The following is a 13,076-nucleotide window of genomic DNA, read 5'->3' on the forward strand; positions in this document are numbered from 1 at the left end:
ATGCAATTGAATTTGGCGATGGGTGCGGTGGCTGATGGGGACCGCGCACCAAAGACGCGTGATGCAGCTTGCTCAGATGCGGCAGGGGACAAATCGGCAATGACGCACGATGCGCTGTTTGAACGTTTTAGCGCGCGGCTCAAGGCACAGGTTGGTCCGGAGGTCTATGCAAGCTGGTTTGCACGGCTCAAACTCCATTCCGTTTCGAAAAGCGTCGTCCGTTTTACCGTTCCGACGACCTTTCTGAAGTCCTGGATCAACAACCGTTATATGGATCTGATCACGAACCTCGTCCAGAGCGAGGATCCGGATGTGCTGAAGGTGGAGATTCTGGTCCGCTCGGCCAGCCGCCCGGTCCGTCCGGCTCAGACCGAGGAAAGGGCGCAGCCCGTTCCGGAAGTCGGCGCGGTTCAGCGTAACAAGTCCTTCATTCCGTCGCAGCCCGCGACGCCTGCCGCACAGCCTGCGGCTTCGCAGGCGACCCTGCGTCAGGGCGGTTCCGGGCCGTTGTTCGGTTCGCCGCTCGACACACGTTTCACCTTCGATACCTTTGTCGAAGGCTCGTCCAACCGCGTCGCGCTTGCGGCGGCAAAGACGATCGCCGAAGCCGGTGCCGGCGCCGTGCGCTTCAACCCGCTCTTCATCCATGCGGGTGTCGGCCTCGGCAAGACGCATCTTCTGCAGGCAATCGCCAATGCCGCCATCGACAGCCCGCGCAATCCGCGCGTCGTCTATCTGACGGCCGAATATTTCATGTGGCGTTTCGCAACCGCGATCCGCGACAATGACGCGCTGACGCTGAAGGACACGCTGCGCAATATCGACCTGCTCGTCATCGATGACATGCAGTTCCTGCAGGGCAAGATGATCCAGCACGAATTCTGCCACCTGCTCAACATGCTGCTCGACAGCGCCAAGCAGGTCGTGGTTGCGGCTGACCGTGCGCCGTGGGAGCTGGAATCGCTCGATCCGCGTGTCCGTTCCCGTCTTCAGGGCGGCATGGCCATCGAGATCGAAGGTCCCGACTACGACATGCGCTATGAAATGCTCAACCGCCGTCTCGGCTCGGCACGTCAGGACGATCCGTCCTTCGAGATTTCGGATGAAATCCTGACCCATGTGGCCAAGAGCGTGACGGCAAGCGGACGCGAACTGGAAGGCGCCTTCAACCAGCTGATGTTCCGTCGCTCCTTCGAGCCGAACCTCTCGGTTGATCGTGTCGATGAGCTGCTGTCGCATCTCGTCGGGACGGGTGAGGCCAAGCGTGTACGCATCGAGGATATTCAGCGCATCGTCGCCAAGCACTATAATGTGTCGCGACAGGAGCTGGTGTCCAACCGCCGCACCCGCGTCATCGTCAAGCCGCGCCAGATCGCCATGTATCTGGCAAAGATGCTGACGCCGCGTTCCTTCCCCGAGATCGGTCGCCGTTTCGGCGGTCGCGATCACACCACGGTTCTGCATGCCGTGCGCAAGATCGAGGAACTGATTTCCGGCGACACCAAGCTCGGCCATGAGGTTGAGCTGTTGAAACGCCTGATCAACGAAAACAACGCATGAAAAAAGCGGCCTTCGGGCCGCTTTTTTTGTCGTCTTGTTTATTGGGCTAAAGCTGGGGTGGAGGCCGGCGTCAGCAGGCGAGATCGGCCACCACCGCGTCCAGAATAAGCATGCCGGACGGCGTGCAGCGCAGGCGGGAATTGCCGAGCCTCTCCACGAAACCGTGCTGGAGGAGGAATTCCTCCTTCTCCGGGTCGAGATCGCGGCCGGAAAGGTCGCTCCAGCGGGCGAGATCGATGCCTTCGCGCAGGCGAAGTCCCATCAGCAGCAATTCATCGGCCTGTTCATCGACGCCAAGCAGTTCCTGATCGACCATGCCGTGGCCTTCCCGCTCAACGGTTTCGAGCCAGTTTTCCGGGTGGCGCTCGGTGGCGGTTGCGAGCTTGGAAGCGCCTCTCGTCAGGCGTCCATGCGCGCCGGGGCCGATGCCGGCATAATCGCCATAACGCCAGTAGGTCAGGTTGTGGCGGCTTTCAGCGCCGGGCCGGGCATGGTTGGAAACCTCATAGGCCGGCATGCCGTAACGCTCGGTGATTTCCTGCGTCGCCTCATAAAGCACGGCCGAATGTTCGCCATCCGGCACGATCAGCTTGCCGGCCTTGTGCAGCCCGTAGAAGGGCGTGCCTTCCTCGATGGTCAGCTGATAGAGCGACAGATGGTCGACAGCGTAGGAGACAGCCTCTTTCAGCTCGGCGTCCCATTCGGCCACCGTCTGGTTCGGGCGGGCATAGATGAGATCGAAGGACATGCGCGGAAAAATCTCCCGCGCCAGCCGGATGGCTTTCAAGGCATCGGCAACATCATGCAGGCGGCCGAGGAACTTCAGGTCGCGGTCGTTCAGCGCCTGCACGCCGAGCGAGACGCGGTTGACGCCCGCAGCCCGGTAACCGCGAAAACGCTCTGCCTCGACGCTGGAAGGATTGGCTTCCATGGTGATCTCGATACCATCTGGCACATGCCAGAAGCGCGAGACGCCATCGAGAAGTGCCGCGACCGTCTGCGGGTCCATTAGCGATGGCGTGCCGCCGCCCATGAAGATGCTGGTTACGACACGCGGGCCGCTCAGCGTCCGCATATGCTCCATTTCACGGAGAAAGGCCGCCGTAAACCGTTCCTGATCCACCGGCCGGTGGCGGACATGGCTATTGAAATCGCAATAGGGACATTTGGCCGCACAGAAGGGCCAATGCAGATAGATCCCGAAACCGGGATCGCCCGTATCCGGCAGAAGCGACGCGCCGGGGGCAGAAAGTTGATGCTCCCCGACCATCGGGTTCATGCCTCCAGGCAGGTTTCTACGAATTTTTTAAACGCCCGGGCACGGTGCGAAAGCGCGAAGGCGTCGCCATGTTTCCAGCCGTGTTTTTCATCCGCGCTCATCTCGCCGAATGTGGTGTCGTATCCTTCCGGTTTGAAGACCGGATCGTAACCGAAACCGCTCGTTCCGCGCGGCGGCCACACCACCGTGCCTTCCACCTCGCCGCGGAAATATTCGAGATGCCCATCCGGCCAGGCCAGGCACAGCACGCTGACGAAGCGGCCGGTGCGGTCTTCCGGCTTCGATGCGCCACGCTCGGCCAGCGCATCCTCGACCTTCTGCATTGCCATGGCGAAGTCGCGCGTGCCATCGGCCGTTTCCGCCCAATTGGCGGTATAGACGCCCGGCGCACCATCCAGCGCATCGATGACCAGACCGGAATCGTCGGACAAAGCCGGAAGGCCGGATGCCTTCGCGGAGGCAAGCGCCTTGATGGCGGCATTTTCCTCGAAGGTCGCACCCGTCTCATCCGGCTCTTCGAAATTCAGCTCCGCCGCCGATTTGGCGGAAAAGCCGAAAGGCCCGATCAGATCGGCGATTTCGGCGATCTTGCCCTTGTTATGGCTGGCGACGACGATCGTTCTGGTATCGAGCTTGCGCATGGTGCTTTCCTGTCGGCTCAGGCGATCGCCTGTTTCTGAAGGGCGACCAGTTCGCTGCAACCGGCCTTGGCGAGACCGAGCAGCGTCAGGAATTCTTCCTCGGAGAAGGGCGCGCCTTCCGCCGTGCCCTGAACCTCGACGATGCCGCCGGAGCCGGTGATGACGAAATTTGCATCGGTCTCGGCGGAGGAATCTTCGAGATAATCGAGATCGATCACCGGCTGGTTTGCGAAGATGCCGCAGGAGATCGCGGCGATATGGTCCTTCAGAACCTTCTCGACCTTGATCATGTTGCGGGTTTCCATCCATTTCAGGCAGTCATGCAGGGCAATCCATGCGCCGGTGATGGAGGCGGTGCGGGTGCCACCATCAGCCTGGATCACGTCGCAGTCGATGCTGATCTGGCGCTCGCCGAGCGCCTGCAAATCGACGACGGCGCGCAGCGAACGGCCGATGAGGCGCTGGATTTCCTGCGTGCGGCCGCCCTGCTTGCCGGAAGCGGCCTCGCGCTTCATGCGCTCATGGGTGGAGCGCGGCAGCATGCCATATTCGGCGGTGACCCAGCCCTTGCCGCTGTTGCGCAGCCACGGCGGCGTCTTTTCTTCAAGGCTTGCGGTGACGAGCACATGCGTGTCGCCGAATTTCACGAGACAGGAACCTTCGGCATGTTTCGAGAAATTGCGCTCGAAGGAAACCTTGCGCATCTGGTCGGTTTTTCTGCCTGAAGGCCGCATATGATCCACTCTCCATGTTGGTCCCTGCCTTCTAAGGCGAGGCCCGGGCTTTTGCAAAGCCAATTTCCATTTTGCCGCGGCGTTGCAACGCATTATATTGATGCGAGCTGGTTTGAACGACAAAGAACGGACGAAATGGGTTTTTCCGCACCGCTATCAAAAGATCAGGCATCGCTGCTGGATGAACGGTCTCGGGAAATTTTCCGGCGCATCGTCGAAGGTTATCTCGATACGGGCGAGCCGCTCGGATCGCGCAGCCTGTCGCGGCTGTTGCCGATGTCGCTTTCACCCGCCTCCGTTCGCAACGTCATGAGCGATCTCGAAGAGCTCGGCCTCATCTATTCGCCGCATATCAGCGCCGGTCGCCTGCCGACCCAGACGGGGCTGCGCTTCTTTGTTGACGCCTTCATGCAGGTGGGTGATCTGCCCGCCGAGGAAAGGGCGACTATCGACCGTCAGATCGGGCCGGTCGCCGGCCACGAGCAATCGCTGGAAGGCCTGTTGACGGAGGCTAGCCGCATGTTGTCCGGCATGTCGCGCGGCGCGGGCCTCGTATTGACGGCGAAGAACGACGTCATCCTCAAGCATGTCGAATTCATAAGGCTGGAGCCCACCAAGGCGCTCGCCGTGCTGGTGGGCGACCACAATCAGGTCGAAAACCGCATCATCGAATTGCCGGCTGGCATCTCTTCGTCGCAATTGACCGAAGCGGCGAATTTCATCAATGCCCATCTCTCCGGTCAGACGCTGCATGAGTTGCGCGGTCAGTTTCAGACGCAGCGGGCGGAGCTGCAATCGGAACTCGGCATATTGGCGCAGGACCTCGTGGAGCGCGGTCTGGCGGTATGGGCGGGAGACAATGAGGAGGGCAAGCTCGGCCGTCTCATCGTTCGCGGTCGCTCCAACCTGCTTGAAGGTCTCGCCGGTGAGGAAGATATCGATCGGGTGCGCCTGCTGTTCGACGACCTGGAGCGCAAGGAAAATCTCATCGAGATCCTCAATCTCGCGGAAAGCGGCTCGGGGGTCAGGATTTTCATCGGCTCGGAAAACAAGCTGTTTTCGCTGTCCGGTTCGTCGCTGATCGTCGCGCCCTATCGCGATGAGGACAATCGTGTCGTGGGTGCGGTCGGCGTCATTGGCCCGACCCGGCTGAACTACGCCCGTATCGTGCCGATGGTGGACTATACGGCGCAGATCATGGCTCGCCTTTCCCGCAAGCAGAGATAGGACAGACCGGCAAGGTCAGGGAATGCGGCAAGCTTTTCGCCGCAAGCCTTGATTTTTGCCCGTCAAAGCTCGATATCGGGCGCAACCAACATATTCAAATCTGGAGAACGTCATGACCGACGATACAAAAAAGCCCGGACCTGACGCGGACGTCGCCGAAGAGTTTGTCGAACCCGCGCTCGCCGGGGAAGAGCCGATTGACGCTGCCGAACCCGATCCGGTCGAGCTGCTGAAGGCTGAAAATGCCGACCTGCGTGACAAGTTCCTGCGCCTTGCGGCCGAAATGGACAATCTTCGCCGTCGCACGGAGCGCGATGTCAAGGATGCGAAAGCCTATTCGCTCGCTGGTTTCGCGCGCGATATGCTCGCCGTTTCCGATAATCTTCGCCGCGCGCTTGAAGCCATTCCCGATGAACTCAAGACCAATGGCGAAGCCGGTCTCAACGGCTTGATCGAAGGCGTCGAGATGACGGAACGTTCGATGCTGTCGACGCTGGAACGCCACGGCGTGAAGAAGATCGATGCCGAGGGCCAAAAGTTCGACCCGAATTTCCATCAGGCCATGTTCGAAATTCCGAATCCGGCGGTTCCGAACAATACCGTGCTGCAGGTGGTTCAGGCCGGTTTCACCATCGGCGACCGCGTCCTGCGCCCGGCAATGGTCGGCGTCGCCAAGGGCGGCCCGAAGGCGGAAGTTGCCGCATCGGCCGAGCCGGGCACCTCGTCTCTCAATGAAAAAGACGCGTAAGGCATCTATCCTTACGTCATAAAAAACGCGCCTTCAGGGCGCGTTTTTTATTGCCGCTAAACTGAGAGAGTTAGCCCGCGATCAGGCCGCGGTCGCCTGCTCCTGATTGAGAAAAGCGTAGATTGCAGTGTCGGAATCGGTGGCGCGCAGCTTGGCGACCAGTTCAGGGTCGCGCAGGGCGCGTGCAATTCTGGACAATGCCTTCAGGTGATCCGCGCCGGCGCCCTCGGGCGCGAGCAGCAGGAAAACCAGATCGACCGGCTGGTCGTCCAGCGCTTCGAAATCGACCGGTGTTTCAAGGCGTGCGAAGACGCCGGTGATCTGATGGATGCTGTTGAGCTTGCCATGCGGAATGGCGATGCCGTGGCCCACACCGGTGGAGCCGAGTTTCTCACGCTGGAGGATGACGTCGAAAACTTCCCGTTCCGAGACTCCGGTAATTCTGGCTGCCTTTGCGGCCAGCTCCTGAAGCAACTGCTTTTTGGAATTCACCTTGAGGGCGGGAATAATCGCATCTTGTTGCAGCAAATCTGCCAACGCCATTCTCTTTTTCCTTCATGCCATCGAGACGATGCAGGAGGCAGATGCACTTTCACGCTCTGCCTCCCACGTCTTGTCAGACTGTTCAGCTCTTGATCGTTTCCGCGTCGATCCAGCCAATATTGCCGTCATGACGCCGGTAAACGATGTTGAGATATTCCTTGCCCGGGCTGCGGAACAGCAGAACCGGTTCGTCCGTCATGTCGAGCGCCATCACGGCGCTGGCGACGGACATTGTCTTAATCTGTTTCGAACTCTCCGCTACGATGGTGGGTGCGTAATCTTCAGGAACCTCGTGGTCCTCATCGGGAATAGCATCCATCACCGTATAGGCGATTTCCTGCGACACGCCATTCGCACCATTGTGGTGGTCCTTAAGCTTGCGCTTGTAGCGGCGCAGGCGCTTCTCGATCCGCTCTGCGGCGGCATCGAAGCTCGCCTGCGGATCATTTGCCTGACCCGCCGCATGCAATACAACGCCGGTATCGAGATGCAGCTTGCAGTCCGCGGCAAAACGCGATCCGGACTTCTCCACGGTCACCTGGCCTGAATACCCCCCATCGAAGTATTTGGTAACCGCCAGACCTATATTGTCCTCGATCCGCTGACGGAAAGATTCACCGATCTCCATATGTTTACCAGATACACGCACACTCATGGAAATTTTCCTTTTTGTAGTGATTTGCGAGTACCAGCTTACGTCAAGCCGCGCGCGCATCCAAGCGTTTCGAAGACCTTAAAAAGCCCTCATTCGAATTTTACGCCCATGGACGGTGGAGATGAATCCGTTACAAACGACCTTGCTTACGTGTGCGGCGGGCTTCTAGCCCTTGCCGTGGCAAGAGTCAATGGTGCGGCAAAAAACCGCCATAAACGTGATCGCGGCCGCCCCTCAGAAGGCGGACAGCTTGGCCATCGCCTTCTTTTCCCGGCGCCTTTGCACGGAGGAGGGGATGTTCATCGCCTCGCGATATTTGGCGACGGTGCGGCGGGCGATATCGATGCCGCTCTTTTTCAGATTGTCGACGATATCATCGTCTGAAAGAACCGCCTCGGCGGCCTCCTGCGCGATCATGGCCTTGATGCGGTGGCGCACCGCTTCCGCCGAATGGCTGTCTCCGCCTTCCACGGCGCTGATCGACACGCTGAAGAAATATTTCAGTTCGAACAGACCGCGCGGCGTCAGCATGTATTTTTTCGATGTCACCCGGCTGACGGTGGATTCGTGCATCTTGATGGCGTCGGCCACCGTCTTGAGGTTCAGCGGGCGCAGATGATCTACGCCATTGACGAGAAAGGCGTCCTGCTGGCGCACGATTTCCGTCGCCACCTTCATGATTGTCCGGGCGCGCTGATCGAGGCTGCGGGTCAGCCAATGCGCCGTCTGCATGCACTCAGTCAGAAAATCCTGATCCTCGCCTGCACGCGCCTTATGTTTCGACACCTCGGCGAAATAACTCTGGTTGATAAGCACGCGCGGCAGCGTCTCGGGATTGATTTCCACCAGCCAGCCGCCGGTGGAGGAGGGGCGAACGATAATGTCGGGAACGATGGTCTCCGAAACCATCGAATCGTAACCCGCGCCGGGGCGGGGATTGAGCGTGCGGATTTCCGCCAGCATGTCGAGGAGGTCTTCCTCATCGACGCCGCAGATTTTTTTAAGGGAGGCGAAGTCGCGTTTCGCCAGAAGTTCCAGATTGTCGACGAAAGCCCGCATGGCCGGGTCGAGCCGATCCTTCTGGGCAAGCTGGATTGCGAGACATTCGCTTAAGGAGCGGGAAAATACACCCGGTGGGTCGAAGCCCTGAAGCGTCTTCAGAACGTGCTCGACCGCCGACGGGGCCGCGCCCAGCCGTTCGGCGACGTCGTCGACGGCATCCGCCGCAATATAGCCGGTCTCGTCAAGCTGGCCGATCAGCGCATCGGCGATCATCCGGTCCTCGGCGGCGGATATGGCGAGCGGCAGTTGCTGATTGAGATGGTCGCTGAGGCTCTGTCTGGCCGCGACGAAATCGTCGAGATCGTAACTTTCCCCCGACTCCTGGCCGGGCATGGATTTCCATTGGCCGGCCAGTTCGGGCGCATCGGCTTTTCTGGGCTCGGCATCGTCGGGAAAGACATTTTCGAAGCTGGTGTCCAGTTGCTCGCCGAGATTTGCGGCGCGGTCGCCATACCAGTCGTCGCTGTCGGGCGTCACCGTGGCGGATCTCTCCGAGCCTTCGCCGTCTGCGTCACCGAAACTCTCGGTCTCTGCCGGGGCATCGCTGCTCAAATCGCCATCGTTTGCCGCAATTTCCAGCAGTGGATTGCGCTCCACCTCCTGCGCGATGAACTGCGTCAGCTCGAAATGAGTCATCTGAAGCAGCTGGATGGACTGCATCAGTTGCGGTGTCATCACGAGAGACTGGTTTTGACGCAGCAAAAGGCTGGCAGACAATGCCATGGCGGACGCGAAACTCCCCTTACAGCTTCTCCGTCGCCTGATTTTCCAGAAATTTTACTGAGACGACGGAACTTGGCCCAAAAATTGCTTTTTTATCTTGTTTGGTCAAGCGTCAGGGCGGGGCGGGATGAAGAATCTTTCGCGTGCCGATCATGATGATTTTAGGCCGAAACTACCTGAAATCTTAAATCACGATCTAGATCATATAATTAGAGCGGGATTTCAAGCGAAAACCGCACACACTTTTCGCTATCCCGCTCCAGGTCTCAAAGGCTGAAATTATTGCCGAGATAGAGGCGGCGTACATCCGGATTGTTGACGATATCGTCCGGACGTCCATGCGTCAGAACCTCGCCGGCATGGATGATGTATGCGCGGTCGATAAGACCGAGCGTTTCACGGACATTGTGGTCGGTCACGAGAACGCCGATGCCGCGCGCAGTCAGGTGTCTCACCAGATTCTGAATATCGCTGACCGAAATCGGATCGACGCCCGCGAAAGGCTCGTCGAGCAGCATGAAGGTCGGATCGGTCGCGAGTGCGCGCGCGATTTCCAGACGCCGCCGCTCACCACCTGAAAGCGCCACGGCAGGCGACTTTCGCAGTTGGGCGATATGAAACTCTTCCAGCAGCTCATCGAGCTTGCGGTTGCGCTTGGCAGCGTCCGGCTCATGCACTTCCAGCACGGCGCGGATGTTTTCCTCAACCGTCAATCCCCGGAAGATCGATGCTTCCTGCGGCAGATAACCGACGCCGAGACGTGCGCGTCGATACATCGGCATGGTGGTGACATCGTTGCCGTTGATGGCGATCTTGCCGGTATCCACGGGCACCAGGCCCGTGATCATGTAAAAACAGGTGGTTTTGCCTGCACCGTTCGGGCCGAGCAGTCCCACGGCCTCGCCTCGGCGCACGACCAGCGAAACCCCGTTGACGACACGGCGCGTATTATAGGTCTTCGTCAGGCCATGCGCGATCAGCGTGCCCTGATAGGGGGTCTTGTCCGCCGGCGAGGCCGCGTCCGCGGATCGGCTGCGCCCGCCGCCGAATATCTTTGAGATCGAGGGTATCTTCACGAGGAAAGACTACTGTTTTTTCTGCGATTTCGGATCGAGCATGATCCGGACAGGGCCGCCGCAGCTTTCCAGCTTGGCCTGTCCCGTATTCATCAGAACGGTGAGCTTGCAGCCGGTGAACACATTCGTGCCTTCGGACAGCACGACCTGCTTGCCGGTCAGAATGAAGGTCTGCGCCGCCATGTCGAATTCGCCGTGATCGGCCGTCGCCTTCTGGGTCTCGGACGTCAGATAGACATTATTGTCGACGAAGATTTTTTCGATATTGGCGTCGCCGCTGGTGAGCGAAGAACCCTCGCCCTTGTAATTCACGGTCATCTTGCCGGCCTGAAGGGTGGTCGTTCCCTGCACCACTTTCACATTGCCGGTGAAATAGGCCTTGCGCTCCTGATCGCGAATCTCGAGCTGATCGCTTTCAATCGCGATAGGCTGGTCGCCGGAGAGCTTGACGCCCTGCATGTTGCTGGTGGTGTTCTGGGCGAAAGCCACAGTTGCAAGACACGAAAAAACAAGACCTGCGGCTGCAAGGCCGGCGGATTTGCCAAGGGAAACGGGACGGGAAATTTGCATCATCTGGACCGGGCTCTCACTTGCCTTCATTCTTGATATTGGATGCAGCGATACGTGCCCGTACCTGCCCCGAAAATGTAATTGTCTTGCCATTATCGGCGATGTCAATCGATTGCGCAACAATCGAGCCGTCGTTTGTTTTGATCGAAACCGGCTCCTGGCTGCTCATTTTCCCAGCCTTCAGATCGACATCCGCAGACTGGAACTTCGCTTGTATGCCATTGCTGAGATTGATGTCAAAAGGGGCGGTCATCTTCAGCTTGTTGGTCGCCCGGTCGAAAATGCCTTCCTGGGCGATCACCTGCGCGACGCTGTCGTTTACCGGCACTGCCGCCAGAACCTTCTCAAGCGTCATGAGATTGGGGTTGGCGATGTCCTGCAACGCACGGTCGGCGTTCATGGAATAATCGATCCCCTTCTCGTTGCGGCCGGCAACAGCGGGTTTTTCCATCACGATCTTGCCGTCTTCAATTCGTGCGCTCTCAAGAGAGACCTCGTCGGGCGCCCAGGTTCGGATAACCGAAACGGCGATGAAGGCGAGCGAAATGATTGCCGCGCCGAGCGGCAGAATGATTTTCAGCCGCTTTACGCGCGCAGAATGCCGCAGCGCGGTGTCATAGGCGCCGTTCTGGTCATTGGGCAGCGAAAATGCTGGCGCGGGTTCGCGGAGTCTTTCGAGCATAAGAGTGGGTCCGGAATACTTCTAGGGCGCCATTCTGGCGCACAATCGAAGCTTGTGTCTCTATCTAAATGTCTTTGGCATGAGTGCTTTGTCCTGCCAATATGGTTTTTGTCTGGAGAGGTGCAAGGGAAATGCGAATTTTATCGTAATTCTGGTTTCCTTATTGTTTCCTTGCGGCTTCGCGTTAGAAGAACCATATGGCCTGAAGCGCAAAAGCGGATGACAGAGGTTTTTATGGACAATATGGCGATAGCGGATCGCAGGCGGTTGCGCCGCAAGCTGACTTTCTGGCGGATTGCCGCCGTTCTCCTGCTTGTCGCCGGTGCTTTCGGTCTTTACCGGTTTTTATGGGATGGACCGCAGCAAAGTGCGAAGCCCCATATTGCCCGCGTCGAGGTCTCCGGCCTGATCACCGACAATACCGAACTTCTCGAGCGGCTCGACAAGATCGCCAAGAGCGAGAATGTCAAAGGGCTGATCGTGTCAATTTCCTCGCCGGGCGGCACCACCTATGGCGGTGAGCGCATCTTCAAGGCCATTCGAGGCGTGGCGGAAAAGAAGCCGGTTGTCTCGGATGTGCGCACGCTCGCCGCTTCTGCAGGTTATATGATCGCATCGGCAGGCGATGTCATCGTCGCTGGCGAGACCTCGATCACCGGCTCGATCGGCGTGATCTTCCAGTACCCCCAGCTTGGCCAGTTGATGGAAAAGCTCGGCGTTTCGCTGCAGGAAATCAAGTCGTCGCCGATGAAGGCGGAGCCTTCGCCGTTCCACGAGGCGCCGGAGGAGGCGAAGACGATGATCCGCGCCATGGTGATGGACAGCTATGGCTGGTTTGTCGACCTTGTGGCCGATCGCCGCAAGCTGCCGCGCGAAGACGTGCTGAAACTGGCGGATGGATCGATTTTCACCGGCAGGCAGGCGCTCGCCAACAAGCTGGTCGATACGCTGGGCGGCGAAAAGGAAATTCGCAGCTATTTCGAAACACGCGGTGTTGCCAAGGATTTGCCGATCGTCGAATGGCGCGCCCCGTCATCCCGCTCGCCTTTTGCGCTTTTCAGTGTTGCGCAAATAGCGAAGTTTCTGGGATATGACGATTTAATTCCCTTCGCAGGCCCCGGCCAGCTCGGTACGGACAAGTTGTTTCTTGACGGTCTTGTTTCCGTTTGGCAGGTTGAGCCGCGTTAAAAATCCAATTCTTTCAGGGGGCAACCGTGATCAAGTCTGAACTGGTGCAGATCGTTGCTGCGCGTAACCCGCACCTTTATCACCGTGACGTGGAAAACATCGTCAATGCGGTGCTGGATGAAATCACCGACGCCCTGGCGGCAGGAAATCGTGTCGAGCTTCGTGGTTTCGGCGCATTTTCGGTGAAAAACCGTCCGTCGCGTTCCGGTCGGAACCCGCGCACGGGTGAGTCGGTTTTCGTCGAGGAAAAATGGGTGCCTTTCTTCAAGACGGGCAAGGAACTGCGCGAGCGCCTGAACCCCGGCATGGGTGACGAAGAGGACGATTGATCGTCCTCAGCCCGCGCCGGAAACGGAGCTAGCGGAGCCCCGCAGCGATGGAGTATTCT

At 58.9% G+C, this 13,076-nt stretch carries 14 protein-coding genes; 5 read left to right on the forward strand and 9 right to left on the reverse strand.

Annotated elements, in window-relative coordinates; all coding sequences use genetic code 11:
• Nucleotides 1–1,560, forward strand: coding sequence for a chromosomal replication initiator protein DnaA (dnaA, locus tag CFBP4996_RS00005; protein WP_035236627.1), 1,560 nt, complete (start codon nt 1–3; stop codon nt 1,558–1,560).
• A gap of 70 nt (nt 1,561–1,630) precedes the next feature.
• On the opposite strand, the gene hemW is transcribed toward dnaA, so the two are convergent.
• From hemW to rph, 3 genes are read right to left on the reverse strand one after another with little or no spacing between them, the layout of a single operon-like run.
• A complete protein-coding gene (hemW, locus tag CFBP4996_RS00010) occupies nt 1,631–2,830 on the reverse strand; it encodes a radical SAM family heme chaperone HemW (protein WP_059759503.1) in 1,200 nt (399 codons plus the stop codon).
• A 5-nt stretch (nt 2,831–2,835) separates the two neighbouring features.
• Nucleotides 2,836–3,480, reverse strand: a complete 645-nt coding sequence (gene rdgB, locus CFBP4996_RS00015; RefSeq protein ID WP_080852757.1) for an RdgB/HAM1 family non-canonical purine NTP pyrophosphatase — start codon at nt 3,478–3,480, stop codon at nt 2,836–2,838.
• 17 nt (nt 3,481–3,497) lie between these two features.
• The gene (rph, locus tag CFBP4996_RS00020) at nt 3,498–4,214 is read right to left on the reverse strand and encodes a ribonuclease PH (protein ID WP_003503798.1); all 717 of its coding nucleotides are present in this window, start codon (nt 4,212–4,214) and stop codon (nt 3,498–3,500) included.
• A 135-nt stretch (nt 4,215–4,349) separates the two neighbouring features.
• On the opposite strand from rph, the gene hrcA reads away from it, so the two are divergent.
• A complete protein-coding gene (hrcA, locus tag CFBP4996_RS00025; RefSeq protein ID WP_020811203.1) occupies nt 4,350–5,441 on the forward strand; it encodes a heat-inducible transcriptional repressor HrcA in 1,092 nt (363 codons plus the stop codon).
• A gap of 112 nt (nt 5,442–5,553) precedes the next feature.
• Nucleotides 5,554–6,189 carry a nucleotide exchange factor GrpE gene (gene grpE, locus CFBP4996_RS00030; protein ID WP_080852756.1) on the forward strand — a complete coding sequence of 212 codons (636 nt, stop codon included), beginning with the start codon at nt 5,554–5,556 and terminating at the stop codon, nt 6,187–6,189.
• A gap of 81 nt (nt 6,190–6,270) precedes the next feature.
• On the opposite strand, the gene ptsN is transcribed toward grpE, so the two are convergent.
• The 6 genes from ptsN to lptC form a co-directional block, all read right to left on the reverse strand.
• Nucleotides 6,271–6,732, reverse strand: coding sequence for a PTS IIA-like nitrogen regulatory protein PtsN (gene ptsN / locus CFBP4996_RS00035; protein WP_003503792.1), 462 nt, complete (start codon nt 6,730–6,732; stop codon nt 6,271–6,273).
• An 82-nt stretch (nt 6,733–6,814) separates the two neighbouring features.
• Nucleotides 6,815–7,387, reverse strand: a complete 573-nt coding sequence (gene hpf / locus CFBP4996_RS00040) for a ribosome hibernation-promoting factor, HPF/YfiA family (RefSeq protein WP_003520085.1) — start codon at nt 7,385–7,387, stop codon at nt 6,815–6,817.
• Between the two features lie 234 nt (nt 7,388–7,621).
• Nucleotides 7,622–9,172, reverse strand: a complete 1,551-nt coding sequence (gene rpoN, locus CFBP4996_RS00045) for an RNA polymerase factor sigma-54 (protein WP_080852755.1) — start codon at nt 9,170–9,172, stop codon at nt 7,622–7,624.
• A 266-nt stretch (nt 9,173–9,438) separates the two neighbouring features.
• On the reverse strand, nt 9,439–10,248 hold the full coding sequence (lptB, locus tag CFBP4996_RS00050) for an LPS export ABC transporter ATP-binding protein (protein WP_003520083.1): 810 nt from the start codon (nt 10,246–10,248) through the stop codon (nt 9,439–9,441).
• Nucleotides 10,249–10,257: 9 nt separating this feature from the next.
• Nucleotides 10,258–10,821, reverse strand: a complete 564-nt coding sequence (locus tag CFBP4996_RS00055) for an LptA/OstA family protein (protein WP_003503784.1) — start codon at nt 10,819–10,821, stop codon at nt 10,258–10,260.
• Between the two features lie 13 nt (nt 10,822–10,834).
• A complete protein-coding gene (gene lptC / locus CFBP4996_RS00060; RefSeq protein WP_059759327.1) occupies nt 10,835–11,500 on the reverse strand; it encodes an LPS export ABC transporter periplasmic protein LptC in 666 nt (221 codons plus the stop codon).
• A gap of 234 nt (nt 11,501–11,734) precedes the next feature.
• Between lptC and sppA the strand changes: the two genes are divergently transcribed.
• Both sppA and CFBP4996_RS00070 read left to right on the forward strand, forming a co-directional pair.
• On the forward strand, nt 11,735–12,688 hold the full coding sequence (gene sppA / locus CFBP4996_RS00065) for a signal peptide peptidase SppA (RefSeq protein ID WP_003520081.1): 954 nt from the start codon (nt 11,735–11,737) through the stop codon (nt 12,686–12,688).
• A 26-nt stretch (nt 12,689–12,714) separates the two neighbouring features.
• Nucleotides 12,715–13,017 carry an integration host factor subunit beta gene (locus CFBP4996_RS00070; RefSeq protein WP_003493505.1) on the forward strand — a complete coding sequence of 101 codons (303 nt, stop codon included), beginning with the start codon at nt 12,715–12,717 and terminating at the stop codon, nt 13,015–13,017.
• Nucleotides 13,018–13,076: the final 59 nt, after the last annotated feature.

It is taken from the genome of Agrobacterium leguminum, from assembly GCF_005144435.2.
GTDB classification, from domain to species: Bacteria; Pseudomonadota; Alphaproteobacteria; order Rhizobiales; family Rhizobiaceae; genus Agrobacterium; species Agrobacterium leguminum.